At 71.7% G+C, this 25239-nt stretch carries 21 protein-coding genes; 12 read left to right on the top strand and 9 right to left on the bottom strand.

The window, feature by feature from the left end:
- Positions 1–4 precede the first annotated feature (4 nt).
- From ACFZBT_RS04055 to pssA, 4 genes are all read left to right on the top strand, one after another.
- Complete coding sequence (locus ACFZBT_RS04055; RefSeq protein WP_391098049.1) at positions 5–517, top strand: MaoC/PaaZ C-terminal domain-containing protein; 513 nt, start codon at positions 5–7, stop codon at positions 515–517.
- 2 nt (positions 518–519) lie between these two features.
- A complete protein-coding gene (locus ACFZBT_RS04050) occupies positions 520–1725 on the top strand; it encodes an acyl-CoA dehydrogenase family protein (protein ID WP_391098048.1) in 1206 nt (401 codons plus the stop codon).
- 170 nt (positions 1726–1895) lie between these two features.
- Positions 1896–2552 (top strand): phosphatidylserine decarboxylase, encoded by a 657-nt coding sequence (locus ACFZBT_RS04045; protein ID WP_215117587.1) that lies wholly within the window; start codon positions 1896–1898, stop codon positions 2550–2552.
- A gap of 22 nt (positions 2553–2574) precedes the next feature.
- Entirely contained in the window at positions 2575–3393 is an 819-nt protein-coding gene (gene pssA / locus ACFZBT_RS04040) for a CDP-diacylglycerol--serine O-phosphatidyltransferase (RefSeq protein ID WP_391098866.1), read from the top strand.
- Between the two features lie 247 nt (positions 3394–3640).
- On the opposite strand, the gene ACFZBT_RS04035 is transcribed toward pssA, so the two are convergent.
- Complete coding sequence (locus ACFZBT_RS04035) at positions 3641–4759, bottom strand: glycerate kinase (RefSeq protein ID WP_391098863.1); 1119 nt, start codon at positions 4757–4759, stop codon at positions 3641–3643.
- Positions 4760–4960: 201 nt separating this feature from the next.
- Here ACFZBT_RS04035 and ACFZBT_RS04030 point away from each other — a divergent pair, with 201 nt between their 5' ends.
- The 3 genes from ACFZBT_RS04030 to ACFZBT_RS04020 all read left to right on the top strand — a co-directional run bounded on the left by ACFZBT_RS04030 (position 4961) and on the right by ACFZBT_RS04020 (position 7377).
- A complete protein-coding gene (locus tag ACFZBT_RS04030; protein ID WP_391098047.1) occupies positions 4961–6031 on the top strand; it encodes an ADP-ribosylglycohydrolase family protein in 1071 nt (356 codons plus the stop codon).
- Between the two features lie 31 nt (positions 6032–6062).
- On the top strand, positions 6063–6557 hold the full coding sequence (locus ACFZBT_RS04025; protein ID WP_391098046.1) for an NUDIX domain-containing protein: 495 nt from the start codon (positions 6063–6065) through the stop codon (positions 6555–6557).
- A gap of 91 nt (positions 6558–6648) precedes the next feature.
- A complete protein-coding gene (locus tag ACFZBT_RS04020) occupies positions 6649–7377 on the top strand; it encodes a Sir2 family NAD-dependent protein deacetylase (RefSeq protein ID WP_391098044.1) in 729 nt (242 codons plus the stop codon).
- Here ACFZBT_RS04020 and ACFZBT_RS04015 read toward each other — a convergent pair.
- Together ACFZBT_RS04015 and ACFZBT_RS04010 are read right to left on the bottom strand one after the other, a co-directional pair.
- Positions 7354–7845 carry a methylated-DNA--[protein]-cysteine S-methyltransferase gene (locus tag ACFZBT_RS04015; RefSeq protein ID WP_391098043.1) on the bottom strand — a complete coding sequence of 164 codons (492 nt, stop codon included), beginning with the start codon at positions 7843–7845 and terminating at the stop codon, positions 7354–7356. The genes ACFZBT_RS04020 and ACFZBT_RS04015 overlap by 24 nt on opposite strands.
- Positions 7846–7863: 18 nt before the next feature.
- On the bottom strand, positions 7864–9345 hold the full coding sequence (locus ACFZBT_RS04010) for an AlkA N-terminal domain-containing protein (protein ID WP_391098041.1): 1482 nt from the start codon (positions 9343–9345) through the stop codon (positions 7864–7866).
- A gap of 119 nt (positions 9346–9464) precedes the next feature.
- Between ACFZBT_RS04010 and ACFZBT_RS04005 the strand changes: the two genes are divergently transcribed.
- On the top strand, positions 9465–9827 hold the full coding sequence (locus ACFZBT_RS04005) for a metalloregulator ArsR/SmtB family transcription factor (RefSeq protein WP_391098039.1): 363 nt from the start codon (positions 9465–9467) through the stop codon (positions 9825–9827).
- 27 nt (positions 9828–9854) lie between these two features.
- On the opposite strand, the gene ACFZBT_RS04000 is transcribed toward ACFZBT_RS04005, so the two are convergent.
- The gene (locus tag ACFZBT_RS04000; RefSeq protein WP_391098037.1) at positions 9855–13751 is read right to left on the bottom strand and encodes a glycoside hydrolase family 2 TIM barrel-domain containing protein; all 3897 of its coding nucleotides are present in this window, start codon (positions 13749–13751) and stop codon (positions 9855–9857) included.
- 390 nt (positions 13752–14141) lie between these two features.
- Here ACFZBT_RS04000 and ACFZBT_RS03995 point away from each other — a divergent pair, with 390 nt between their 5' ends.
- Together ACFZBT_RS03995 and ACFZBT_RS03990 are read left to right on the top strand one after the other, a co-directional pair.
- Positions 14142–16187 (top strand): SpoIIE family protein phosphatase, encoded by a 2046-nt coding sequence (locus ACFZBT_RS03995; RefSeq protein WP_391098035.1) that lies wholly within the window; start codon positions 14142–14144, stop codon positions 16185–16187.
- Between the two features lie 237 nt (positions 16188–16424).
- Positions 16425–18107, top strand: coding sequence for an ATP-binding cassette domain-containing protein (locus ACFZBT_RS03990; RefSeq protein ID WP_391098033.1), 1683 nt, complete (start codon positions 16425–16427; stop codon positions 18105–18107).
- A 227-nt stretch (positions 18108–18334) separates the two neighbouring features.
- Here ACFZBT_RS03990 and ACFZBT_RS03985 read toward each other — a convergent pair whose 3' ends face one another.
- Positions 18335–18784, bottom strand: a complete 450-nt coding sequence (locus ACFZBT_RS03985) for a hypothetical protein (RefSeq protein WP_391098032.1) — start codon at positions 18782–18784, stop codon at positions 18335–18337.
- Positions 18785–18818: 34 nt separating this feature from the next.
- Positions 18819–19259, bottom strand: a complete 441-nt coding sequence (locus ACFZBT_RS03980; protein WP_391098031.1) for an SHOCT domain-containing protein — start codon at positions 19257–19259, stop codon at positions 18819–18821.
- A 262-nt stretch (positions 19260–19521) separates the two neighbouring features.
- Between ACFZBT_RS03980 and ACFZBT_RS03975 the strand changes: the two genes are divergently transcribed.
- Entirely contained in the window at positions 19522–20139 is a 618-nt protein-coding gene (locus tag ACFZBT_RS03975) for an ion channel (protein WP_391098030.1), read from the top strand.
- Between the two features lie 3 nt (positions 20140–20142).
- Positions 20143–21546 (top strand): DUF2252 family protein, encoded by a 1404-nt coding sequence (locus ACFZBT_RS03970; protein WP_391098028.1) that lies wholly within the window; start codon positions 20143–20145, stop codon positions 21544–21546.
- Positions 21547–21585: 39 nt separating this feature from the next.
- On the opposite strand, the gene ACFZBT_RS03965 is transcribed toward ACFZBT_RS03970, so the two are convergent.
- From ACFZBT_RS03965 to ACFZBT_RS03955, 3 genes are all read right to left on the bottom strand, one after another.
- Positions 21586–21783, bottom strand: coding sequence for a hypothetical protein (locus ACFZBT_RS03965; RefSeq protein ID WP_382578135.1), 198 nt, complete (start codon positions 21781–21783; stop codon positions 21586–21588).
- Between the two features lie 113 nt (positions 21784–21896).
- Positions 21897–22403, bottom strand: a complete 507-nt coding sequence (locus ACFZBT_RS03960) for a hypothetical protein (protein ID WP_391098025.1) — start codon at positions 22401–22403, stop codon at positions 21897–21899.
- A complete protein-coding gene (locus ACFZBT_RS03955) occupies positions 22400–25075 on the bottom strand; it encodes a LuxR C-terminal-related transcriptional regulator (protein ID WP_391098024.1) in 2676 nt (891 codons plus the stop codon). Before ACFZBT_RS03955 ends, ACFZBT_RS03960 begins: the two co-directional genes overlap by 4 nt.
- Positions 25076–25239 lie beyond the last annotated feature (164 nt).

Here is a 25239-nt window from a genome sequence, read left to right as displayed (position 1 = left end):
GGCGATGCAGTTCGGACGCACCTACGAGGAGTTCGAGGTCGGGGCGACGTACAAGCACTGGCCCGGAAAGACGGTCACGGAGTACGACGACCACCTGTTCTGTCTCCTCACCATGAACCACCACCCGCTCCACATGGACGTCAACTACGCCGAGAAGACGACGGACTTCGGCAAGAACGTCGTGGTCGGGAACTACATCTACTCCCTCCTGCTCGGCATGTCCGTCCCGGACATCTCCGGCAAGGCCATCGCCAACCTGGAGATCGAGTCGCTCAAGCACGTGGCGCCGACCTTCCACGGCGACACGGTCTACGGCCAGACGACCGTGCTCGACAAGTGGCCGTCCAAGTCGAAGAACGACCGCGGCATCGTCTACGTCGAGACCAAGGGCTACAAGCAGGACGGCACGCTGGTCTGCGTGTTCCGCCGCAAGGTCATGGTGCCGACCGAGACCTACATCAAGGAGCGCGGCGGCGAGCAGCCCGGCCGCCCCGAGCTCAAGGAGCAGGAGAAGTAGCCATGGCGCGACTCGCCCAGACCGCCGGTCTGACCGACATTCAGCAGGAGATCCTCTCCACCGTCCGCGACTTCGTGGACAAGGAGATCATCCCGGTCGCGACCGAGCTGGAGCACCGCGACGAGTATCCGCAGCAGATCGTCGACGGCCTCAAGGAGTTGGGCCTCTTCGGCCTGATGATCCCCGAGGAGTACGGCGGTCTGGGCGAGTCGCTCCTGACGTACGCCCTCTGCGTCGAGGAGATCGCCCGCGGCTGGATGTCGGTCTCCGGCATCATCAACACCCACTTCATCGTGGCGTACATGCTCAAGCAGCACGGCACGCAGGAACAGAAGGACCATTTCCTGCCGAAGATGGCGGCGGGCGACATCCGTGGCGCGTTCTCGATGTCGGAGCCGGCCCTCGGCTCGGACGTCTCGGCGATCACGTCGAAGGCGGTGAAGGACGGCGAGGAGTACGTCCTGAACGGCCAGAAGATGTGGCTGACCAACGGCGGGACGTCGTCCCTGGTGGCCGTTCTGGTCCGAAGTGACGAAGGTCACCCCGAGGGCACCGCGCCCCACAAGTCGATGACGACCTTCCTCGTCGAGAAGGAGCCCGGCTTCGGCGAGGTCCGCCCCGGCCTCACCATCCCCGGCAAGATCGACAAGATGGGTTACAAGGGGGTCGACACCACCGAACTCATCATGGATGGCCTGCGGATTCCTGCGGATCGCGTGCTCGGCGGGGTCACCGGCCGTGGTTTCTACCAGATGATGGACGGGGTCGAGGTCGGGCGCGTCAATGTGGCGGCACGTGGCTGCGGTGTCGCCCAGCGTGCGTTCGAACTGGGCGTCCGGTACGCGCAGCAGCGCCACACCTTCGGAAAGGCGATCGCCCAGCACCAGGCGATCCAGTTCAAGCTGGCCGAGATGGCTACCAAGGTCGAGGCCGCGCATGCGATGATGGTGAATGCAGCTCGCAAAAAGGACTCCGGTGAGCGAAACGACCTCGAGGCTGGGATGGCGAAGTACCTCGCCTCCGAGTACTGCAAGGAGGTCGTCGAAGACGCCTTCCGGATCCACGGCGGCTACGGCTTCTCCAAGGAGTACGAGATCGAGCGCCTCTACCGTGAGGCTCCGATGCTGCTCATCGGTGAAGGTACCGCCGAGATCCAGAAAATGATCATCGGTCGGCGACTGCTCGAAGAGTATCGATTCCAGGGCTAGATGTCCGGATACGGGGTGTTTTCTTGGAGAAGAAGATCACACCCCGTCAGCACTCTTCAGCCGCCGACTCGGCTGCCTGGCTTACCCAGTTACGGCCCCGAGCCGCTACGATCGCCGGAAAGCCGCCGTCCCCCGTCAGAGTGCGGCCTCATCCGCTACGAAGGTCATCCATGCCCCACAGCCAAACCTCTGCACCACGCGACAGCCGGGCCGGCGTACGCCTCGCGCGCGGAGCATCGCCGTGGCTTCTTCCGACCGTCGCCACCGCAGCCCTCAGCCTGGCCCGTGCCCGGCGCTCCGGCGCCGCCAAGGCCGTCGCCGTTCCCGCCACCGCGCTCGCGGCGGGGATGCTGTGGTTCTTCCGCGACCCCGAGCGCGAGATCACCCAGGGCCGGGTCATCTCGCCCGCCGACGGCGTGGTGCAGAGCATCATGCCGTGGAAGGACGGCCGCACCCGCGTCGCGATCTTCATGAGCCCGCTCAACGTGCACGTCAACCGCGCGCCGCTGGCCGGCACGGTGACGTCCGTCGAGCACATCCCCGGTGGATTCGTTCCCGCTTTCAACAAGGAGAGCGAGAACAACGAGCGGGTCGTGTGGCACTTCGACACCGAGCTCGGCGACATCGAGATGATCCAGATCGCCGGCGCGGTCGCCCGTCGCATCGTTCCCTACGTGCCCCAGGGCACCAAGGTCGAGCAGGGCGAGCGGATCGGCCTGATCCGCTTCGGCTCGCGTGTGGACATCTACCTGCCCGAGGGCGTGGAGGTAGACGTCGAGGTCGGTCAGAAGACCGTGGCTGGGGTGACTCGCATTGACCGTGATTGATCCTGATACCAAGGCCGGCTGGATCCCGGAGGCCGACGAGGTGGACGAAGAAGAGGAGATGCCTCTCTCTCTTCGCCTCTCGATAGCGGACACCCTGACGCTCGGCAACGCCACGTGCGGGTTCATGGCTGTCTACTTCACGACAACCGGCATCCTCATCCCGCATCTCACGGGTGACGATGTGGGCATGGGCATGGCCCGCAACAGCGCGGCCACGGCCGTGATCCTGATGCTGTGCGCGGCGGTCTTCGACCTGTTCGACGGCCTCGTCGCCCGCAAGCTGCGGTCGTCGCCGATGGGTGCGGAGCTGGACAATCTCTCCGACCTGATCAGCTTCGGTCTGGCGCCCGCGTACTTCGTACTCGTGTACGGCATGGTCGCGCGGGACGCGCATGAGCGGGTCGCGGCGGTGGGCGCGATCGTCGTGCTGCTGGCGGTGGTGCTGCGGCTTGCGCGGTTCTCGTGCGTCACCGTGAAGGACGGGACGTTCCAGGGCATGCCGTCGCCGTTCGGGGCGCTGACGGTCGTCTCGATCGTGCTGCTCGAGCTGCCCTTCGTGGCGACGCTGCTGGCGATCCTGGGGACGGCGTGGCTCATGGTCAGCCGGGTCGAGTACCCGAAGCCGCGGGGGCGGCTCGCCGTGGCGATGCTGTCGTGGATCGTGCTGAGCATGGGGCTGCTCGCCGCGTGGGCGTTCGACGCGCCGAGCGGACAGCTGCTGCTGCAGACGGGGTGTGCGCTTCAGCTGGTCATGGGTGCGGTGATTCCGCTCTTCGCGACGGCTCGGCGGGTGAACAACTTCCGCGGCAACCGGCGGGAGGCGCGGGCGGCGCAGCCGTAGCGTTGCACTGGCTTGGTTGGGCCCCGGACCGGGATTCGGTTCGGGGCCCCTTTGCTTGTCCGGGTTCGTGGAGGTCATGTCCCTGAGGACTCCGCCCCCAGACCTCCGGGCATCGGCTGCGGCGCCGTCGTGGCCGGTCGCGCAGTTCCCCGCGCCCCTGGGGGGCGGCGTCACCTTGGGGGCGCGGGGAACTGCGCGAACCACCCCCACCGGCCCGCCGCCCGAATCGGTCGGACACGAAGTCCGCTCAGGTCAGAAAGTCCCTGGCGATGCGTTCGGCCACCCGTTCCAGGATCGGGCCCGCCTCGGCGATGCACTTCGCCACGTCCGGCTCGGCGTCCGTCAGGGGGTAGGCCCTGCGGAAGCCGGAGCGACCCAGGACCTCCGGGGGGAGGGCGAGGCGGCCGCAGACCGCCACCACGTCCTTGCCGGCGGCGCGGGCCGCCGCCGCGACGCCCGCCGGGGCCTTGCCGTGCAGGGTCTGTTCGTCGAGGGAGCCCTCGCCGGTGATCACCAGATCCGCACGGTCCAGCGCGGGGGCGAAGCCCAGGACGTCGAGCATCACCTCGATGCCGGGGCGGAAGCGGGCGCCCAGCAGCAGGGCGCCGTAGCCGATGCCGCCCGCCGCGCCCGCGCCGGGCGAGGCGGCGTACTCGGCGGCCTTCGGACCGGCCGGCCCCTCCAGCACCTTCGCGAAGTGCGCGAGAGCGGTGTCCAGGGCCGCCACGTCGTCCGGCGAGGCGCCCTTCTGCGGGCCGTAGACCGCGGGCGCGCCCTTCGGGCCGGTCAGCGGGTTGTCGACGTCGCTGGCGAGAACCAGTTCGACCTCGGCGAGGCGCGGGTCGAGGCCCGACAGATCGGCGGTGGCCAGATCGGTGAGGCCGCCGCCGCCCGGCGGTACCGGCTCGCCGTCCGCGTCCAGGAACCGGGCGCCCAGCGCGGACAGCATCCCGGCGCCGCCGTCCGTGGTGGCGCTGCCGCCGACCCCGAAGACGATGGTGCGGGCGCCCGCGTCCAGGGCGGCCCGCAGCAGCTCGCCGGAGCCGTATGTGGACGCCGTGAGCGGGGCGAAGACGCCGGCGGGCAGCCGCTGGAGTCCGCTCGCCTCGGCCATCTCCACGACCGCGGTGCCGTCGCGCAGCGCGAACGCCGCCGTCACCTCACCGCCGAGGGGGCCGGCGACCGGTACCTCCCGGCGCTCGAACCCGGCCGCGACCGCCGCGGCCACGGTGCCGTCGCCGCCGTCGGCCACGGGCAGCGCCTCGACCTCGAGGTGCGGCACGGCCCGGCGCAGCCCGGCCGTCACCCGCTCGGCGACCTCCACGGCCGTCAGCGACCCCTTGAACTTGTCCGCGGCGACGAGCACCCGCTGTGTCGTTCGGGTACCGCTCACTGCAGCGTCCGCCACTTGCACTCCCCTTGCTCTCCGGGCCCTCACGCACGTCAGGGCCAGTCGCGCCGCTGTGACCTTAACCGGAGGACGCCCCGGCCGTCAGCATCTGCCCGACTCCTGGACCGGCGGCCCCACCTGCTCGGCCGATCCCGCGGAAACGGGTAGACCGTAACCATGACCCTCGTCGACACCGAAGCAGCGCTCGCCGACCGCGTCCTCGGCGGCTGGGTCGGCCGCATCGCGGGCAACATGCTGGGCAAGCCGGTCGAGCTGGGCGAGGTCTGGACACGCGACCGCATCGACCGCTACCTCAGACAGGCCGGCGCCCTCCCCCTGACCGACTACCTGCCCGAGCCCACGGGCGACGACGCGACCGCGCTGCGGCCCGAGTGGCGCCAGTGTGTGCGCGGCCGGATCCACGGCAGCTGCCGTGACGACGACGTCGACTACGCGATCCTCGGCCTCCATCTGCTGGAGACCCACGGCTTCGGCTTCAGCACCGAGCAGGTCGGCGACCTGTGGCTGCTGCGGCTGCCGTACCTCCAGACGTTCACCGCCGAGCGGGCCGCGTACCGCAACCTGGCCGACGGGCTCAAGCCGCCGCTGACGGCGACGTACGACAATCCGTACCAGGAGTGGATCGGGGCGCTGATCAGGGCCGACATCTACGGCTGGACCTGCCCGGGCGTGCCGCGCCGGGCCGCCTCGCTGGCCCGGCGGGACGCGGTGCTGTCGCACACCGGCAACGGGGTCTACGGGGCGATGTGGGCAGCGGCGCTGATCTCGGCGGCGTTCACGGCACCCACCGTGCGGCATGCCGTCGACCAGGCCCTGACCGTGATCCCGGCGAGCAGCCGGCTGGCCCGGACGGTACGCCGGGTGGTCTCCCTGCACGACACCCGGATGTCCTGGGAGGACACGCTCACCACGGTCGCCGAGGAGACCGCCGGCATGGGCTGGATCCACACCGTTCCGAACGCCGCCGTCCTGACCGCCGGCCTGCTCTACGGCGACGGCGATTTCACGCGCACCATCACCCTGACCGTCCGCGGCGGTCTGGACACCGACTCCAACGGCGCGACCGCGGGATCGGTGGCGGGCGTGTTCGGCGGGGCGGCCGCCATCCCGGAGCACTGGAAGGCGCCGCTGGAGGACACGGTCCGCAGTGCGGTGTTCGGCTTCGACGGGGTGCGGATCAGCGAGCTGGCGGAGCGGACGCTGCGGCTGGCGGAGCCGGCGGCCTGAGCGGAGTGGACGCGGTGGTTACCCTGCCCCCATGACCACCTCTGCTGACTTCGCCGCCTACATCGCGTCCCTGCCCCGCGTCCTGGCCGGCGCCGCCGCATTGTTCCGGGACGGCGAGGGCCGGGTGCTGCTCGTCGAGCCCAACTACCGGGACGGCTGGACGCTGCCCGGCGGCACGATCGAGTCCGACGAGGGCGAGACCCCGCGGCAGGGCGCGCGGCGTGAGACGGCCGAGGAGATCGGCCTGGACCGGGAGCTCGGCCGGCTGCTGGCGGTGGACTGGACGCACGGCCCGGGGCGTCCGCCGCTGGTCGCGTATCTGTACGACGGCGGGGTGCTCGGCGAGGAAGCCTTCAAGGCGATCCGCCTCCAGGAGGAGGAGCTGCTCTCCTGGCGCCTCGTACCGCGCGAGGAGCTGACCGACTACCTCCCGGGCTCTCTCGGCCGCCGCGTCCTCACCGCACTGGACGTCCTGGCGGACGGCTCGGGCACGGCGGAGCTGGAGAACGGCCACCGGGTCGGCTGACGGGCGGCGGGCTCCGGTCGCGCGGGGCGGGAAGGCTTCACCGGGCGGATATGCGTTCGCCCCGAGCAGCCCGGCGTCCTACCCTCGGCTCATGGCCAAGCCCCTAGTCGCCCTGCTCACCGGTGCCGGTATCAGCACCGACTCCGGGATCCCGGACTACCGCGGGCCGAACGGGCTGTGGCGTCGGGACCCGGAGGCCGAGAAGCTCGTGACGTACGAGTACTACATGGGCGATCCGGAGATCCGGCGGCGGTCTTGGCAGATGCGGCGCAAGAACCGGACGCTGCAGGCCGAGCCCAACGCCGCCCATCGGGCCATCGCCGACCTGGAGGGGGCGGGGGTTCCGGTGCGGGTGATCACGCAGAACGTGGACGGGCTGCACCAGCTCGCCGGGATGCCTGCCCGCAAGGTTCTCGAACTGCACGGCACAGCGCGGAGTTTCGTGTGCACCGGCTGCCACGCCCGCGGCCCGATGGAGGACGCGCTCGCCCGGGTCGAGGCCGGTGAGGACGACCCGCCGTGTCTGGAGTGCGGCGGTGTCCTGAAGTCGGCGACGGTGATGTTCGGCGAGCGGCTCGACCCCGTCGTCCTCGGCGAGGCGGCCGCCATCAGCAAGGCCTTCCAGGTGTTCGTCGCCGTCGGCACGAGCCTGAAGGTCCAGCCCGCCGCCGGGCTCGCCGGTGTCGCCGCCGACCACGGCGCCCGGCTGATCATCGTCAACGCCGAGCCGACGCCGTACGACGAGCGTGCCGACGAGATCGTGCGGGAACCCATCGGCACGGCGCTCCCGTCCCTGCTACAGCGGCTTCGGCAGAACTGACGCGCTCTCGAACTCCAGCAGTCGGCGCTTGCGGTCCAGGCCGCCGCCGTAGCCGGTGAGGCTGCCGCCGGCGCCCAGGACGCGGTGGCAGGGGACGATGACGCCGACCGGGTTGCGGCCGTTGGCGAGGCCGACCGCCCGGGAGGCGGTGGGGGTGCCGAGGGTGGCGGCGAGTTGGCCGTAGGTGCGGGTCTCGCCGTACGGGATGCGGCTCAGTTGCTCCCAGACGGTGCGCTGGAACGGGGTGCCCGTCAGGCGGAGTTCGACGGTGAACTCCTTGAGGTCGCCCGCGAAGTACGCCTCCAGTTGCTCCTCCGTCTCCGCGAACAGGGTGTCGTCGCGGGTGCCGAAGGTCTCCTCCGGCGGGCGGTGGCGCTGGTCGGTCATGTAGAGGCCGCACAGGACTCCGTCGTCGGCGACGAGGGTGAGGGGGCCGTAGGGGCTGGCGGTCACGGTGTGGTGCCTCATCGAGCGTCCTTGTGGTCTCTATACCGGGAGGAAGTTGATCGGGTGGCTGTCCGTCGCCCAGAGGTACTGGACGGCGTAGGCCCGCCAGGGGCGCCAGGCGGCCGCGCGTGCGGTGAGCGCGGCGGGTGTGGAGGGCAGGCCGAGTTCCTGGGCCGCGCGGCGGATGCCGAGGTCGGTGGGGAGGAAGGCGTCCGGGTCGCCGAGCGCGCGCATGGCGATGACGTCGGCCGTCCAGGGGCCGAAGCCGGGCAGGGCGAGGAGCTGGGCGCGGCTGCGCGGCCAGTCGCTCTCCACTCCCAGGTGGAGTTCACCGTCGGCGAGCTGCCGGACCAGGGTGGTGAAGGTGGTGCGGCGGCTGCGCGGCATCGCCAGCGACTCGGGGTCCAGGGCCGCGAGGGCCTCGGGCGCCGGGAAGAGGTGGGTGAGACCGCCCTCGGGGTCCTCGACCGGTTCGCCGTGCGCGGTGACCAGGCGGGCGGCGTGGGTGCGGGCGGCGGCGGTGGAGACCTGCTGGCCGAGCACGGCCCGGACGGCGAACTCGGCCTCGTCCACCGTGCGCGGGACACGCCTGCCGGGTGCCTTGTCGACCAGCGGCGCGAGGACCGGGTCGGTGCGCAGCTGGTCGTCGATCGCGACCGGGTCGGCGTCCAGGTCGAGCAGGCGGCGGCAGCGGCTGATGGCGACGGTGAGATCGCGCAGGTCGCTGAGGGTGAGGCGGCAGGCGATGTGGTCGGGAGTGGGGGTGAGGGCGACGATGGCGTGGCCGTACGGGAGGCGCAGGGTGCGGCGGTAGGAGCCGTCGCGCCACTCCTCCACCCCGGGTACGGCCGTCGCGGCGAGGTGGCCGAAGAGGTTGTCGGGGTTGAGCGGGGTGCGGAACGGCAGCCGCAGGGAGAGCACTCCGGGCGTGCTCGTGCCCTGCCGCTTCGGGGCGCGGGTGCGCAGCTCGCTCGGGGACAGGGCGAAGACCTCGCGGACGGTGTCGTTGAAGGTGCGGATCGAGGCGAAGCCGGCGGCGAAGGCGAGCTGCGCCATCGGCAGCGCCGTCGTCTCGATGAGCAGCCGGGCGGTCTGGGCGCGCTGGGCCCGGGCGAGCGCGAGGGGGCCCGCGCCCAGTTCGGCGAGCAGTTGCCGCTCGACCTGCCGGGTGCTGTAGCCGAGCCGGCCTGCGAGGCCCGGCACGCCCTCGCGGTCCACGACGCCGTCGGCGATCAACCGCATGGCACGGGCCACCAGGTCGGCACGCTGGTTCCACTCCGGAGAGCCGGGGCTGGTGTCGGGCCGGCAGCGCTTGCAGGCCCGGAACCCGGCCTGCTGGCACGCCGCCGCGCTCGGGTGGAAGACCATGTTCTCCGGCTTGGGCGGCACGACCGGGCAGCTGGGACGGCAGTAGACGCGGGTGGTCAGGACGGCTGTGAAGAACCAGCCGTCGAAGCGCGCGTCCTTGGACCGGACGGCGCGTACGCAACGCTCGGTGTCGGTGTGCATCCCCGTCTGCATACGTCCAGCATCGGTCACCACGAGCGGGCGGGTCTGGCGAGAATCCGACATCGACCTGCCGGGACCGGGACAGATGAAGATTCATTCATGTGTTCGTGTGTGCCCGGTACGATGACGTCATGGGTCATGGAGCCGTCACCACCCCGCAGGACGCCCGCGAGCGCGTACGCCTGGACGCGGACAACGTCGCGAAGGTGGCCACCACGCTCCAGGCGCTGTCCACGCCCTCCCGTCTGCTGATCCTCGCCCGGCTGCGGGAAGGCCCGCTGCCCGCCACCGAGTTGGCGGCCGAGGTGGGCATGGAGCAGTCGGCCTGCTCGCACCAGCTGCGGCTGCTGCGCAATCTGGGCCTGGTGGTGGGCGAGCGGCGGGGCCGTTCCGTCGTGTACGCGCTGCACGACCACCATGTCGCCGAGCTGCTCGACCAGGCCGTGTACCACGTGGAGCATCTGCGCCTGGGGATCAGCGACACCGCCGACTGAGGCGGCGCCGCTGTCCCCCGGTTGTTCCTATTCGGTCGCCGTCGGCCGGCGTGCGGCCTCCATCGCCTCACTCACCCGCGTGAGCGGGCGCAGCCGGTAGGTGAACGCGTAGTCGCGGTTCGCGAGCAGCTTGAACTCGTCGTGGGTGTGCGCGCCCCAGCTGTTGTCGCCGCCCACGCCCATCTGGCGGTGGTTGATCCGCAGGACCACCGCGTCGCGCGGGGTGAGCTGGTAGTCGTGGCGGGCGCCCACCGACAGGTCCTCAGGGGTGAAGCGTGAGGCGTTGACCTCCAGCAGCGGCTCGGCGGAGACGAGCAGTCCGCGTCCGCCGCCGTCCGTCAGCGCGGCCCAGCGGACGTCGGTCTTGTTGCCGTTCTCCTGGGGGCGCAGATAGGAGGTCCACTGCCCGGAGACGGTGCCGGAGTACAGGCCCACATCGGTGCTGTTGTTGCGGTCCCACATGTTCTCCTCGGGGCCGCGGCCGTAGTAGTGCAGCCGGTCCAGCCGGCGCGGCAGGAACAGCAGGGTGCCGACCTCGGGGATGTACGGCAGGTTCGCCGCGCCCGGGTGCAGGGTGTTGTCGACCTTGATCTCGCCGTTGCCGAAGACCGTGTACGTGGTGGAGTACGTGGACTCCGTGCCGGTGGGCAGCGTGCCGGTGACCGTGACCTCGACGGCCCGGTCGCCCAGGGGCCGCACGCGTACGTCCGACACCTTCCGCTTCGCCCCCGCGTCGCGCCACACCTGGTTGCGGGTGTGGTGGCCGTTGCCCCGGTCGTTGTCGGTGGGCGCACGCCAGAAGTTCGGGACGGGGCCTGAGGTGATCAGAGGCGTGCCGGCGGCCTCGTACGACGTGATGGTGCCGGTGCTCTTGTCGAAGGCGACCGAGAAGTTCTTGCCCTTGACCGAGAGGGTCTTGTCCCCGTCGGTGTGGCGCAGGGTGGGCACGCTGCCGAGCGGCGCCGGTTTCACGACCGGGCTGCCCGCCTGGAGGGCCAGTTGCTGCTTGGCCACCTCGAAGCCGGCCTTGGCCCACTTGGTGCGTTCCCTGGTGGTGAAGGAGAGCTGGAGGAAGTACTCCGCGCCCGGCTCGGGCTTGGCCGGCAGCCGTACCGGCACCTTGATGTCCTTGGCGGTCAGCGGCGCCACATCGAGCTGTTCGCGGGTCAGCCGGCCGCGCTGGACGACCTCGCCGTCGGCGACGAGGGACCAACGGCCGTCGAATTCACGGAGGTTGGTGAAGAGATACTCGTTGATGAGCTTGACTGCGCCGGGGCCACCGGAGGCCGGGGTGACGTTGACGGCCTGGTAGATCTGCTTGACCTCGGCGGACTTGCCCGTGAGGCCGCGGTCGGCGGTGATGATGCCGTCGCCGGCGAAGGCTCCGTCGTTGGGGTTGTCTCCCCAGTCGCCGCCGTAGGCGTAGAAGGTCCTGTCGCGCGGGCGCTTCTCGGTGAGCCCGGCGGTGGCGGCGTCGAACCAGAACCGTACGCCCTCGTCGCCGGGCTTCCGGCTGTCCGAGGCCAGCTCCGTCGCGCTCAGCGGGCGGGCGTAGACGCGCGCGCGCCGGATGGTGCCGCTGAACTCCCGGGTCGGGTTGTCGACGTCGGTGGCGAGCGCCAGGGACGCCGTGTTGTCGCCGGGGCGCCGGGTGGTGGTCCGGGTACCGCGGACCTGGCCGTCGACGTACAGGGTGAGCGTCCCCGCGTCCGCGTCGAAGACACCGGCGACGTGGTGCTCCCTGCCCGTCCAGTCGTCTGGCAGCGCCCAGCTCGCGGTGACCCACTGGCCGCCGCCGTGGATGAAGAACTCCAGCGTCCTGTCGGACTGTTTGAGGGCGTACTGGGTGTCGCCCTTGGCGATGATGGGCTGGTGGTAGCCGGTCACGTGCGGGGTGATCCAGGCCTCCAGCGTGAGGGAGCCGGTGAGGTCGAGGCGGGCGTCGCGGGGGAAGACGGTGCCACCGGAGACACCCTTGGCGCGGTCGAAGGTGCCGGCGGGCGCGATGATCTCGCCGCGCAGGGCGCCGGGGCCGGACTCGGTCAGCAGCTTGCGGGTCGGGGTGGGCCAGCTGAGGGCCTGGTCGACGAAGTCCCAGATCCAGCCGCCCTGGAGAACGTCGTAGCGGCGGACGATGTCCCAGTACTTCTTGAAGTTGCCGTTGGAGTTCCCCATGCCGTGGGAGTACTCGATCATCACGTACGGGCGTTTGTCGTTCGTGTCCTTGGCACGGGCCTCGACTCGCTGCGGGCTGTCGTACATCTCGGAGCGGATGTCGCTGATGCCCGGGCGGTCGTCGCCCTCGTACTGGATGACGCGGGTGGGGTCGTAGCCGCGGATCCAGTCGTACATGGCGTTGAAGGTGGTGCCGCCGCCCGCCTCGTTGCCGAGGGACCAGATGACCACCGAGGCGTGGTTCTTGTCGCGGTGGACCATGTTCTGGGCGCGGACCACGCACGCCTCGGTCCACTCGGGGTGGCCGCTGCCGGGGAACTCGTCGCGGATGCCGTGGGTTTCGAGGTTGGTCTCGCCCACGAGGTACAGGCCGTACTCGTCGGCGAGTTCGAGCCACAGCGGGTTGTTGGGGTAGTGCGAGGTGCGGACGCTGTTGATGTTGAGGCGCTTGATGATCTCGATGTCCTCGATCATCTGGGCCCTGGTGAGCGCCGAGCCGGTGACCGGGTGCATCTCGTGCCGGTTGGTGCCGCGGAAGGACACGGGCTTGCCGTTGATGCGCATCAGGCCGTCCTTGAGCGCGAACTCGCGGAAGCCGACCCGGTGCGAGAGGGTCTCGACCACCTTGCCGGCCGGGTCGCGCAGTCGCAGCACCGCGGTGTAGAGGTTCGGGTGCTCGGCCGACCAGAGCTTGGGCGAGGGGACGGCTCTGGACGCCTCGGCGGTGGCCTCGTCGCCGGCCGGGACGTCGACGGACCGCTGGAGCGGCCGGGACCAGACGGCGTGGCCGCGCGCGTCGTAGAGCTGGGTCTCGACGGTGTAGCGGCCCGCGCCCTCGCCGCCGTAGTCGCGGACGTGCGCGGTGACCTTGAGGTCGGCGGAGGCGTAGTCGTCGCCGAGCGGGGTGTCCAGTCTGAAGTCGCGCAGGTGCACGGAGGGCGTGGAGTACAGGTGGACCGAGCGGAAGATGCCGCTCAGCCGGATCATGTCCTGGTCCTCCAGCCAGTCGGCGTCGGAGTAGCGGTACACCTCGACGGCGATCTGGTTGGTGCCCGGCTTGAGGTGGCGGGTGATGTCGTACTCGGCGGAGGTGTAGGAGTCCTCGTGGTAGCCGGCCAGCTCGCCGTTGATCCACACGTAGTGGGCGGACTTGACGCCCTCGAAGTGCAGGAAGGTGCGCCGGCCCGACCAGTTCTTCGGCACGGTGAACGTACGGCGGTACTGGCCGACGGGGTTGTAGCGGGTGGGGGCGGCCGGCGGCTGGGCGTTCTCGCCGCCGCCGTTGGGGCCCCACCAGGGGTAGGTGATGTTGACGTAGATCGGGAAGTCGTAGCCGTGCAGCTGCCAGGCGGAGGGCACGGGGATGGTGTCCCAGCCGGAGTCGTCGACGTCGGTGCGGTAGAAGTCGGTGTCCCGGTCGTCGGGCCGGTCGGCGTAGGCGAACCTCCACTGGCCGTCGAGGCTCTGCCGGTACGGCGAGCGCGTGCGGTCGGCGTCCAGTGCCTGCCCGAGGTCCGCGTACGGCATGAGCGTGGTGTGCGGTGGCTCGGTGCCCACCCGGTACACGGCCAGTCCGTCGTTCCACTCCGGAGGGCCGTCCGCCGTGGGGCGTCGGCCGGCCGCGTGCGCTGCGATGGGCGACGCCGAGAGGGCGAGCGCGCCGAGCACGGCGGCGCCCCCTTCGAGCAGACGGCGGCGGCTGACTACGGGCCGGTCGGCGGGAGACGGGAGCGGGTGCGGGTGCGGCATGACCGTGGCCTTCCTCGGTTCGACAGGTGCGGTGCTGCACGGACTGAGGGCACGTCAGTAGCGATCCTCAACTGAACACCCGCGATGGGTGTTTCTGTTGGGATGCGTGTCAACTGACGGTGACGGAGCAACTGCTGAGCAGGCACACCCTAGAACTCGCACACAATCGAAGCAATGACCTCGTCGGACTTTGTGCGGTCCTGATGGTTCGGCCTCCGAGGAAGGCGAACGGCGTAGGGCTTCCCGTGTGCAAGCCGCGACCGGCGCGCCCGCGATTTTTCGTCATTTCGGCGCGACAGCGTCGCTCACCGAACGTACTGTGACCTCATCGGACAGCCTGCGCAACGGATCTTGGCCGGACCTTTTGCCGCGCCGGAAGGAGCGGCTCGCATGAACGGGTATGCGACCTCGGATCGCGACTCCGTCACGGCCGCGCCAGGCGGCCTGCTGGATCTTCTGAAGGTCGCGGCCGTGGTCCTGGACGCGGGCGGGCACATCGCCCTGTGGAGCCCCGAGATCGAGCAGCTGCTCGGCTACACCCCGGCGGAGGCCCTGCGCCAACGAGCCGACACACTCCTGGTGGCACCCGAGAACCGGGCCCGGGGCCGGGAGCTGTTCGCCCAGGTCAGCTCAGGGGCCCGGTGGGCCGGTGTCTTCCCGCTGCGGCACAAGGACGGTACGGACCGGGCCGTGGAGTTCCGCACGATGCGTCTCCTCGACCCCGAGGGACAGCCTCATCTGCTGGGCCTCGCCACGGACGCGACGACCGTACGCGTCGTGGAGCGGGACCTCGCCCTCTCGCACAGCCTCGTCAACCAGACCCCGCTCGGCATCGCCGTCTTCGACAACGACCTGCGCTGGGTCGGGGTCAATCCCGCGCTGGAGCGGATGAACGGCGTGCCCGAGGAGGCCGTGCTGGGGCGCCGGGTCGGCGAGGTGCTGCCGGACCTGGACGTGGCGGCCATCGAGGCCCGGATGCGGCACGTCCTGGAGACCGGCAGACCCCTGCTCGACCAGCAGACCATCGGCCGTACGGCGGCGGACGCCCAGGACCGCGCGTACTCGGAGTCGTACCACCGCATCGAGGACACCGAGGGGCGGGTGCTGGGCCTCGCGATGGCCGTTCTGGACGTCACCGAGCGCCAGCAGGCCGCGGCCGAGGTCGCCCAGGCCCGCCGGCATCTGTCGGTGATCGCCGACGCCGGGGTGCGGATCGGCACCACTCTGGACCTCCAGCAGACCGCCCGGGAGCTGGCCGACGTGGTGGTGTCGCAGCTCGCGGACCTGGCCGCCGTGGACGTGCTGGAGTCCGTCGTGGCCCACGGCACCATCGCGCCGGTGTCGGGCGGAGCCCCCGCCGAGTTCCGGGCGCTGGCCGTCGCCGCCGGATACCCCACCGACGCCATCCACGCCGCCGACCCGGTCGGTGAACTCGCCACCTACGGATCGTCACGGATCATCACGCAGTGCGTCCACAGCGCCCGCCCCGTCCTGGTCGAACGCGTGGACGCGAAGATGATGCGGCGCATCGCCCGGGACGGACGGGCCGCGCAGACCCTGCGCGAGGCCGGCGCGCACTCCTACCTGGCGGTGCCGCTGATGGCCCGCGGCAAGGTGCTCGGCACGCTCACCCTGTACCGCACGGTCGACGAACGCCCCTTCGACGACCGGGACCGGGTGCTCGCCTCCGAACTCGCCGCGCGCGCCGCCATCTGCATCGACAACGCCCGCCTCTACGGACGCGAGCGCGGCACCGCCCTCACCCTCCAGCGCAGCCTGCTTCCCGCCGCGCCCGCCGAGCAGGAGGGGCTCGACATCGCCGCCCGCTACCGTCCGGCCCTCAGCGAAGTCGGCGGCGACTGGTACGACGTGCTGCCGCTGGGCCCGGGACGCACCGCGCTCGTCGTCGGGGACGTCATGGGCAAGGGCGTCCAGGCCGCGGCGATCATGGGGCAGCTGAGCACGGCGACGCGGGCCCTGGCCCGGCTGGACCTGCCGCCCGCACAGCTGCTGCGGCACCTCGACGACATCGCCGGCTCGCTCGGCGACGCGATCGCCACGTGCGTGTACGCCGTGTGCGACCTGCGGCGCGGCACCTGCTCCCTGTCCAGCGCCGGTCATCTGCCGCCCGTGCTGGCCGGGGTGGACGGCAGCGCGAAGCTCGTCGACGTGCCGGGCGGTGTACCGCTCGGGGTGGGCGGCGTGGAGTTCGGCACCGTGGAGGTGGAGCTTCCCCCGGGCTCGCTGCTCGCCCTGTACACGGACGGGCTGGTCGAGAACCGCGGGGAGCCGATCGACACCGGGCTCAGCACGCTGACCCACCTGCTGCGGAACGCGGGTCCCAATCTGCAGCGGACCAGCGACAGCCTCCTCAGCGCGCTGAGCCCGGAGCCCGACGACGACGTGGCGCTGCTGCTGGTGCGCACGCGCGCCTGAGCGTCCGCGCCTGAATTCTCGGGCCCGAGCGGCGTCAACTGTTAGCATGGTTGTGTGAGTTACGTCTTCTACCTCTGATCCGGGCCACCGGCTCCGCCCCGCCTGGGGCGCCGAGAGCCGCGACGTCGCCCACGGCCCGCCCTGTTCTGGGCCCGGCCGTCCGTCGGATCCGATGGCCCGCTCGCATCCCCGCCCCTTGCCGGGGGTGAAGTGTGCCTCCTCACGGAGGAAGAGAACGTGACCACCCTTGCTTTGCCTGCCCGCGACCGGGCCCAGCTGAACTGCGCCGCGATCCGCGTCGACCGCGGCGGCCGCACCGTGCTGCACGACGTCGACATGAAGGTCTCCCCCAGGTCGCGCTGGGGCGTCGTCGGCGAGAACGGCCGCGGCAAGTCGACCCTGCTGCATGTCCTGGCCGGTCTCCTGGCCCCGGACGAGGGGACCGTGCACCGTGTGGGCACCCTCGCCCTGGCCGAGCAGGAGATGCCGACCGAGGACGAACGCACGGTCGGCGACTTCATCGACGACCACCTGGCCGACGCCCGCGCGGCCCTGCGGGATCTGGACACCGCGGCCGACGCGCTCGCGGCGGAACGTCCCGGGGCCGAACAGGCCTACGCCGATGCCCTGGAGGTGGCGCGGGCGCTGGACGCCTGGGACGCCGACCGGCGGGTGGACGTCGCCCTGGACGGACTCGGTGCGGTGAGCGACCGGGCCCGTCCGCTGGCCACGCTGTCGGTCGGCCAGCGCTACCGCATCCGGCTGGCCTGTCTGCTGGGTGCCGAGTACGACTTCCTGCTCCTGGACGAGCCCACCAACCACCTGGACCTGGCGGGGCTCGACTACCTCACCGCCAGGCTGCGCGCCCATGCCGGAGGCGTCGTGGTGGTCAGTCACGACCGTGCGCTCCTCGCGGACGTGGCCACCACGATCCTCGATCTCGACCCCACCCGGGACGGCCGGCCGGGCGTGTACGGCGGCGGCTACACCGGCTATCGCGAGGGACGGGAGGCCGAACTGGTCCGCTGGAAGGAGGAGTACGAGCAGCAGCTGACCGAGCACGTGCGTCTGAAGCAGGCCCTGTCCGAGGCGCAGAACCGGCTGAGCACCGGCTGGCGGCCGGACAAGGGCACCGGCAAGCATCAGCGCGCCACCCGCGCCGGTGCGCTGGTGCGGTCCGTCCACCGGCGCCAGGACCATCTGGACCGGCACAAGGTGACCGCGCCGGTGCCGCCCCAGCGCTTCTCGCTGCCCGAGCTGCCCGCCCGGCCGGGTGTCGTCCTGCTGCGGGTGGAGGAGGTGACGGTCGACGGACGGCTGCACCATTCGACGAGCCTGTCCGTGACGTCCGGCGACCGGCTGGCCGTCACCGGCCCGAACGGGGCGGGAAAGTCCACGCTCCTGTCCGTGCTGGCCGGGCGGCTGGCCCCCGGCTCGGGCCGGGTGCACCGGGCACGCCGGGTGCGGCTGCGGCTGCTCGGGCAGGAATCACCGCGGGCGACGCACCGGCGGGCCCGTGACCTCTACGAGGCGCACACCGCCGAGCTCGTCACGGCGGGCGTGCTGAAGGAGGCCGAGGTGGTGGGGCTCGGCTCGCTGGGCCTGCTCACCTCACGCGACACCGACAAGCCGGTGGCCGAGCTGTCGATGGGTCAGCAGCGGCGCCTCGACCTGGCCCTGGCCCTCGCCGCCCGCCCGCACGTCCTGCTGCTGGACGAACCCACCAACCATCTGTCCATCGCCCTGGTCGACGAACTCACCGAAGCGCTGCACTCCACGGAGGCGGCCGTCGTCCTGGCCACCCACGACCGCCGGCTGCGGCGCGACATCGCCGCGTGGCCGCGCGTCGCGCTGTCGCCGCGCGTCGCGCTGTCGCGGCGGGGGGCTGCGGAGACGGGGGCGGGCACGACGACACACTGACGCCCCGACGACACGCTGCGCCGGCGCCGCCCGGGCACGGCCGGGCGAGTCCGCCTCCAAGGCGGGTCCGCCCTCCCACTCGGACGCGGTGCGGCCGGCGCACGCCCGGGCAGGCGCGGCGCGGTCGGTACCCCGGGCGGGACTGCCTGCGCGGGGCATGGGCCGCACGGCGCGAGATTTGACGCTCCGCACGGGTCCGATCACCCGCCCGGAGCGTCAAAGCGACCTCACGGATTGCTCGGGGTCTGTTCGAACGGCTCCCAGGCGTCGTCCTTCTTCACCGTGCACAGGGCCCAGATGATGAACCCGGAGATCGCGATCATCACGACCGACCAGACCGGGTAGGACGGCAGGGAGAGGAAGTTGGCGACGATGACGAGTCCGGCGATGCCCACGCCGGCGACCCGTGCCCACGTCGACGCCTGGAACAGCCCCATGCTGACGAGCACGGCGACCACGCCCATGGCCAGATGGATCCAGCCCCAGCTCGTGAGGTCGAACGCGAAGACGTAGTTGGGGGTCGAGAGGAACACCTCGTCCTCGGCGATCGCCGCGATGCCACGCATGATGCCCAGGATTCCACCGATCATGAGCATGACCGCGGCGAAGACCATCAGACCGACGGCCCATTCGCGTTTCGCCGTCGAGTGCGCGTGCGTAGGGTGTGTGGCGGTCATCCTGCTGCCTCGTTTCTGTCGGGTCTGTCGGAGGCTAGGGTTCCGACGGGCCGGAGCCGCTCAGGACCAGCTCCTTCGCCCTGCGGAACTCGTCGTCCGTGATGTCGCCGCGGGCGCGGATCTCGGACAGCCTGGCGAGTTCGTCCACGCTGCTCCCCCGTCCTTCGCCGCCCTTGGCGGTCTCCCGTATGTAGCTGTCGAAGGCCTCCTGCTGCGCGCGGGCCTGGGACATCTCCCGGCGGCCCATGTTCTTGCCGCGCGCGACGACGTAGACGAACACGCCGAGGAACGGCAGGACGATGCAGAACACCAGCCAGCCGGTCTTGGCCCAGCCGCCCAGACCGTCGTCCCGGAAGATGTCGAGGACGACCCGGAAGAGCAGCACGAACCACATGATCCACAGGAAGAACCACAGCATCGTCCAGAAGGCGCTCAACAACGGAAAGTCGTACGCCAGGTAGGTCTGCGCACTCATGTCACTCCTCCGTCCCGGGCGCACGTCGCCCGGCAAGCCGTTCCGTGCCGTTCTCAGCGTGCCCATGTCCGGCACGGGGCCGCCTCACCCGGGACGGGTGAGCGGGCCGGACACCGGCCGGACCGGTCAGGCCATCAGCCACAGCGCGGCGGCCGGCGTCGCGCGCCCCTCCGGCCGCAGGGTCACCCGCGCCGGGTGATCCGTTCCCGCAGCCGTGGCGGTGAGGTGGAGAGCGCACCCCCACCGGACCGAGAGAGACCAGATGAACGAGCCAGCGGCCGCCCGGACCGAGCCCGCCCGGCCCCGGCGGGAGCGGGAGCGGCACCCCCGGCAGGAGGGACCGAGGCGGCGCGCGAGTGTCGCCGTCCTGGTGCGCGCCGCGCTCATCGCGACCGGGCTCGTCACCGTCTACTACGTGCTGCCCCTGGACGGCCGCAGCACCGGCAGCGGCACTTCGGTGCTGCTCGCCTGCGGGCTGCTGCTCGTCATCCTGGTCTTCTGGTGGGAGGTTCAGGCCATCGCCCACTCGCCCTTCCCCCGGCTGAAAGCGGTCGAGGCCCTGGCCGCCACACTCGTCCTGTTCCTCCTGCTCTTCGCGAGCACCTACTTCCTGCTGGAGCACTCCACCCCGGGTTCCTTCAGCGAGCCGCTGACCAAGACGGACTCCCTGTACTTCACGCTCACCACGTTCACCACCGTCGGGTACGGCGACATCGTCGCCCGTTCCCAGACGGCACGGGTGCTGACCATGCTTCAGATGATGGGCGGACTGCTGCTGGTGGGCGTGGCGGCACGCATCCTCGCCGGCGCGGTGCAGGCCGGGCTGCGCAGGCGCGGCCACGAGCCGGCGGATGACTTCCACTCCCGGCGGGAGGACTGAGCCATGACCATACCGAGCCCTACGGCGTTCCTGTCCCCGGCCGAGCGGGCGGAGTCGGGCCGGGGCGCGCGGCGGCGGGTGCCGCGTTCGTCCCACGGCCGGTTCGACCCGGGGACGGCACGGCCCGACCCGGTCGAGGTGGTGGAGCGCCAGTCGGCCACCCGGGTACCGGAGTTGGTGCCGGTCCGCTACGGCCGCATGCTGGAGTCCCCGTTCCGGTTCTACCGGGGCGCCGCGGCGATCATGGCCGCCGATCTCGGGGCCGCCGCGGACACCGGGCTGCGAGTGCAGCTGTGCGGGGACGCCCATCTGCTGAACTTCCGGCTGCTGGCCTCGCCGGAGCGCCATCTGGTCTTCGACATCAACGACTTCGACGAGACCCTGGCCGGGCCGTTCGAGTGGGACGTCAAACGGCTGGCGGCCAGTTTCGCCATCGCGGGCCGGGCCAACGGCTTCGAGACCGCGGAGCAGAACGCCGCGGTGGAGACCTGCGTGCGCGCCTACCGGCAGCGGATGCGGGAGTTCGCCGGCATGCGCAACCTGGACATCTGGTACGCGCAGGACGACGCCGACCACATGCGGGAGCTGATGGCCGCGTCGATGACCAAAAAGGCCAGGCGCCGCACCGCCGAGGCCACGGCGAAGGCCCGCACCCGCACCGGCCTCCAGGCCTTCGCGAAGCTCACCGAGACCACGGACGAGGGGCGGCGGATCACACCGGACCCACCGCTGATCACCCCGCTGCGGGATCTGGTGTCCGACTCCTCGCCCGACCAGGAGAAGGAACTGCTCACCGTCCTGGAGGGGTATGCGGACAGTCTGTCGTCCGAGCGCAGGCACCTGCTGCGCCGCTACCGCCTGGTGGACATCGCCCGCAAGGTGGTGGGGGTCGGCAGTGTCGGCACCCGCTGCTGGATCGTGCTGCTGCTCGGCCGGGACGACGACGATCCCCTGCTCCTCCAGGCCAAGGAGGCACAGCGTTCGGTGCTCGCCGCCCACACCGGCGGGGACGGCTACGACAACCAGGGCCGCCGCGTGGTGGCGGGACAGCGGCTGATCCAGACGACCAGTGACATCCTCCTGGGCTGGACGCACGCCACTGGCCTCGACGGACACGAACGGGACTTCTACGTACGCCAGCTGCGGGACTGGAAGGGCATCGCGCGTGCGGACACCATGGACCCGGCCATGCTCCGCCTGTTCGCGCGGCTGTGCGGGGCGAGCCTGGCACGGGCCCACGCCCGCTCGGGCGACGCCGTCGCCATCGCGGCGTACCTGGGCGGCGGCGACAAGTTCGACCGCGCCCTCGCCTCCTTCGCCCAGGCGTACGCCGATCAGAACGAGCGCGACTTCGCGGCACTGGGCGCGGCCGCCCGCTCCGGCAGGATCCCCACGGCGGCCCTGTGACCCGGCGGCCCTGCGCCCCTCGCTCACTCCGGCACACGCTCACTCCGGCAGCTGGCGCATCTCCACGACCCTGAGACCCAGCGACTGGAAGCGGGTGAGCAGCCCGTACAGGTGGGCCTCGTCGATGACGGAGCCGAACAGGACCGTCTGACCGGACATCACCACGTGATCCAGCTCCGGGAAGACCTTGGCCAGCGTCTCCGACATGTGTCCGTCGACGCGGATCTCGTAGCGCATGAGCTGCTCTCCCGCGGGCGGCGTGGGGCGGGCCGTGCACGCCCTTCCCTTGCGATGTTCCGCCCCGGCGGGCCGTACGCCCTCACCCGGCGCAGGTGAACCTGCGTCGCGCCTCATTCCTTCAGGACGATCTTGAGGATGATGATCAGCAGACCCAGCAGCAGGTTCACCGAGGCGGAGAGGGCCATCTGGCTCCGGGAGGCGCCGGCCCGGGCCGCCGCGGCCATCGACCAGCCGACCTGGCCCGCCACCGCCACGGAGAGCGCCAGCCACAGGGTGCCGGGCATGTCCAGGGGCAGCAGCGGGCTGATCGCCACGGCGACGGCGGGCGGGACGGCGGCCTCCAGGATCGGCCACTCCTCGCGGCACACCTGCAGCACGGCCCGGCGGCCCACGGCTCCCTGCGCCAGCCGCGCCCCGAACAGCTGCGCGTGCACATGCGCGAGCCAGAACACCGCCCCGGTCATCAGCAGCAGCGCCACGAGTTCCACCCGGGGCAGCGACCCCAGGGTTCCGACGCCGATCACCACGGAGGCGGCGAGCATGGAGCCGTAGACGCCGCCGGTGTAGTCGGCCCGGGACCGCCCTGGGCCAGGGGTTGCGCCCGGGGCCCCTGTCACAGGAGCCGCCGTTCGCGTGCCCGACGGACGGCGTCGCCGCGCCGGGTGACCGCGAGCTTGCGGTAGATGCTCTTGAGGTGGGTCTTCACGGTGTTCACGGACACATGGAGGTCGGCGGCGATCTCCTCCGTCGACCTCATCTCGGCCAGGCGCCGCAGCACGTCACGCTCGCGGGCACTCAGCTCCTCGACGGCGAGCTCCGGAGGCTCGTCGGGTACGGCGGGGCCGGGGGCGCGGTAGCGGCCGAGGTCCGGGAGGAGCCAGCCGACGGCCAGTTCCCGCGGCCGGCCGGTGCTCAGCAGCGGACGGATCCAGGGGCCGGCTTCCAGGAACGGGCGGCGCAGCTGCTCGCGCCGGCCGTCCAGGAGGGCCCGGGCGACCAGACGGCGGGCGGTGGTGGCATCCCCGGTGTCGAGGGCGGCCCGGGCGCGTACCAGCGTGGCGCGGACGGTCACCGCCGGGCCCGGCCGGTCGTTCTCCGGCAGGCCGTCGAGCAGGTCGAGCGCGCCTTCGGGGTGGCCCGACGCGAGCCGGACGCGGGCCGCCTCGACCGCACAGGCCCGCCGGTGGTGCGCCACCCTCTCCACGGCCCGGCGGGCCGGCTCGGGGTGCCCCCGGGCCAGGTGGGCGGCGGACGCGAGCAGGGCGGCGTGGTCCTGTGCCCAGGGTGAGCTCACGGCCGCCGGGACGGTCACCTCCGCCGCCGCCAGAGCGGCCCGGGCGTCCCCCCGGGCAAGGTACAGCCGCCCTCGGGTGAGGGTCCGGCCGGCCCGCACCACCGGGTCGTCGACGAGCGGGTGGGCGGCGGCCGCTTCGTCGAGGAGCGTCTGCGCCTCGTCGAGTTCGTCGCGGTCGATGAGGACGGCGGCCAGGACCAGCGGGCCGATGCCGGACCGGGAGTGCCGCGGCAGGCTGTACCGCTCCGCCTGGCCGGCCGCCGCGAGGGCCTTGTGCTCGGCCGGGCCGGGCCAGCCGTTGAGATGGTCGATCAGTGCCAGGTGGCCGAGGGCCTCCCACCGGGGCAGTGCCGTGGCCGCTCCGCCGGGGGCCGCGGCCACCGACGACAGGGCGGCCCGGGCGTCGTCGAACCTTCCGGCCCACAGGCGGGCGGAGCCCAGATGGGTGAGCAGGAGGGCCGTGAGTTCCGGGTGCTCGTCGAGGAGATCACCGGGGACCTCCCGCTGGAGGTGCCTCGCCTGCTCGGCGGCCCGCTCCGCTCTGTCCGGGGAGCCGGTCAGCCGAGCCGCCAGGGCTTCCAGGAGGGCCCAGCTGAGCCGCACCGGGGCCGCCGCACCTGAGCCGTCCCGGCCCAGTGCCTCCTCGGCCTGGCGCAGATGGGCCAGGCCGTGTTCGAGATCGCGTCGGCCCAGCTCACGGGCGGCGCGCACGAGGTCCGGTGCCGGGCCCGTGGCCTCGGGGCTCATCCGTGCGAACAGGGCGGACAGCTCCTCGGAGCGCAGCCCGGTGAACAGCTGCCCGATCGCGAGATCGTCGACCATGACGCGGGCGGTGAACTCCCAGTCGTCCGCCGCGGCCCCCTGCACAAGCGCGTCGGGCAGGGCTCCGGATCGCCGCAGCCACTGGGCGGCCCGGCCGCGCAGCTCCGGCTCCAGGCCGGGAAAGCGCTCCCTCAGATGGGCTCGGAGGATCTCCGCGAACAGGGGATGCAGGCTGTACCAGGAGTGTCCGAGATAGTGGAGGAACGCGTTCTCGCGCTGCAGCGCGGCCAGGATCGGCTCCGCGTCGGTGCGCAGCGTCAGCGCGTTCACCAGATCGGGGCAGCAGCGGTCCAGGACGCTGATGCGCAGCAGCAGGTCCTGCGTGCCGGGTGTCTGCCGGTCGAGCACCTCCGCCAGCAGGAAGTCGGCCACCGCGCTGTGGTCGGCTTCGAACTGCTTCAGGTAGGTGTGGGGGTCCGTGCCCTGCCGGGCGGCCAGGGCACACAGCCGGAGCCCCGCGGCCCAGCCCTGGGTGCGTTCCACCAGGGCCTGTACTGCGCCGGCCCGCAGGTGCAGTCCGTGCCGCGACAGCAGTTCGTGGGCCTCCTCGGAGGTGAAGGCCAGCTCGGCGTTCCGGATCTCCGTGATCTCGCCCGACGCCCGGTAGCGGTGCAGCGGCAGCAGGGGTTCCGTGCGGGAGACGAGGACCAGGCGCATGCCCTGTCCGGCATGGTGCAGGACGAACTGCAGCTGCTCCGCGATCTCGGGGGAGGTCACCCGGTCGAACTCGTCGAGTACGACGACGGTGGTGTGGTCCCGGCGCTCCAGACCGGCGGCCAGGCGGGTCAGCGTCCGCTGGTCCACATGGGCCGCCTCCGCCGGGCAGCCGACGTCGCCCGTCACCGGTACGCCCGCGGCACGCAGTGCCTCCAGAAGATACGCCCAGAAGATCCCGGGGGCCTGGTCGGCGATGTCGGCCGTGAGCCAGGCGACCGGTTCCTCGAGGCCGGCGGCCCAATCGGCGACCAGGAGGGTCTTGCCTGCCCCGGCCGCCCCGTTGACCAGCGTCAGCGGTGTCCCGAGAGCCTGGTCGAGGTGCCGGATGAGGCGGGCGCGGCGCAGGAACGTGTCAGGCCGCTTCGGCAGGGCGAACCGGGTGCGCAGCAGCGGATCGCCCGTGGGGTCGACGCCCTCGGACGCCGGTTCCGCACCGGTCTCCTCGGTCACGGCCATGGAGCCCACCTTGTTCGCCGTCCGACGGATCACAAGCAGCGCTCGTACCACCCAGGATCTCAAGCTTCATCCCCCTGCGCACGCCCACGGCCGCGCCGTGACCGGCCTGGGCGGCCGCCGCGCGACCACCCGCGACGGGCGATGCGCTCGCATGGCGGCCGGGG

Origin of the sequence: Streptomyces sp. NPDC008137, assembly GCF_042957035.1 — a bacterium.
Taxonomy (GTDB): Bacteria; Actinomycetota; Actinomycetes; order Streptomycetales; family Streptomycetaceae; genus Streptomyces.
This window is presented reverse-complemented; position numbering and strand designations above follow the sequence as displayed.

What these genes read in the sequence shown, in the direction of transcription:
- ACFZBT_RS04055 (WP_391098049.1), top strand. Translation starts at nt 5, where the DNA reads ATGCAGTTCGGACGCACCTACGAGGAGTTCGAGGTCGGGGCGACGTAC.
- ACFZBT_RS04050 (WP_391098048.1), top strand. Translation starts at nt 520, where the DNA reads ATGGCGCGACTCGCCCAGACCGCCGGTCTGACCGACATTCAGCAGGAG.
- ACFZBT_RS04045 (WP_215117587.1), top strand. Translation starts at nt 1,896, where the DNA reads ATGCCCCACAGCCAAACCTCTGCACCACGCGACAGCCGGGCCGGCGTA.
- ACFZBT_RS04030 (WP_391098047.1), top strand. Translation starts at nt 4,961, where the DNA reads ATGACCCTCGTCGACACCGAAGCAGCGCTCGCCGACCGCGTCCTCGGC.
- ACFZBT_RS04025 (WP_391098046.1), top strand. Translation starts at nt 6,063, where the DNA reads ATGACCACCTCTGCTGACTTCGCCGCCTACATCGCGTCCCTGCCCCGC.
- ACFZBT_RS04020 (WP_391098044.1), top strand. Translation starts at nt 6,649, where the DNA reads ATGGCCAAGCCCCTAGTCGCCCTGCTCACCGGTGCCGGTATCAGCACC.
- ACFZBT_RS04015 (WP_391098043.1), bottom strand. Translation starts at nt 7,845, where the DNA reads ATGAGGCACCACACCGTGACCGCCAGCCCCTACGGCCCCCTCACCCTC.
- ACFZBT_RS04010 (WP_391098041.1), bottom strand. Translation starts at nt 9,345, where the DNA reads ATGCAGACGGGGATGCACACCGACACCGAGCGTTGCGTACGCGCCGTC.
- ACFZBT_RS04005 (WP_391098039.1), top strand. Translation starts at nt 9,465, where the DNA reads ATGGGTCATGGAGCCGTCACCACCCCGCAGGACGCCCGCGAGCGCGTA.
- ACFZBT_RS04000 (WP_391098037.1), bottom strand. Translation starts at nt 13,751, where the DNA reads ATGCCGCACCCGCACCCGCTCCCGTCTCCCGCCGACCGGCCCGTAGTC.
- ACFZBT_RS03995 (WP_391098035.1), top strand. Translation starts at nt 14,142, where the DNA reads ATGAACGGGTATGCGACCTCGGATCGCGACTCCGTCACGGCCGCGCCA.
- ACFZBT_RS03985 (WP_391098032.1), bottom strand. Translation starts at nt 18,784, where the DNA reads ATGACCGCCACACACCCTACGCACGCGCACTCGACGGCGAAACGCGAA.
- ACFZBT_RS03980 (WP_391098031.1), bottom strand. Translation starts at nt 19,259, where the DNA reads ATGAGTGCGCAGACCTACCTGGCGTACGACTTTCCGTTGTTGAGCGCC.
- ACFZBT_RS03975 (WP_391098030.1), top strand. Translation starts at nt 19,522, where the DNA reads ATGAACGAGCCAGCGGCCGCCCGGACCGAGCCCGCCCGGCCCCGGCGG.
- ACFZBT_RS03970 (WP_391098028.1), top strand. Translation starts at nt 20,143, where the DNA reads ATGACCATACCGAGCCCTACGGCGTTCCTGTCCCCGGCCGAGCGGGCG.
- ACFZBT_RS03965 (WP_382578135.1), bottom strand. Translation starts at nt 21,783, where the DNA reads ATGCGCTACGAGATCCGCGTCGACGGACACATGTCGGAGACGCTGGCC.
- ACFZBT_RS03955 (WP_391098024.1), bottom strand. Translation starts at nt 25,075, where the DNA reads ATGGCCGTGACCGAGGAGACCGGTGCGGAACCGGCGTCCGAGGGCGTC.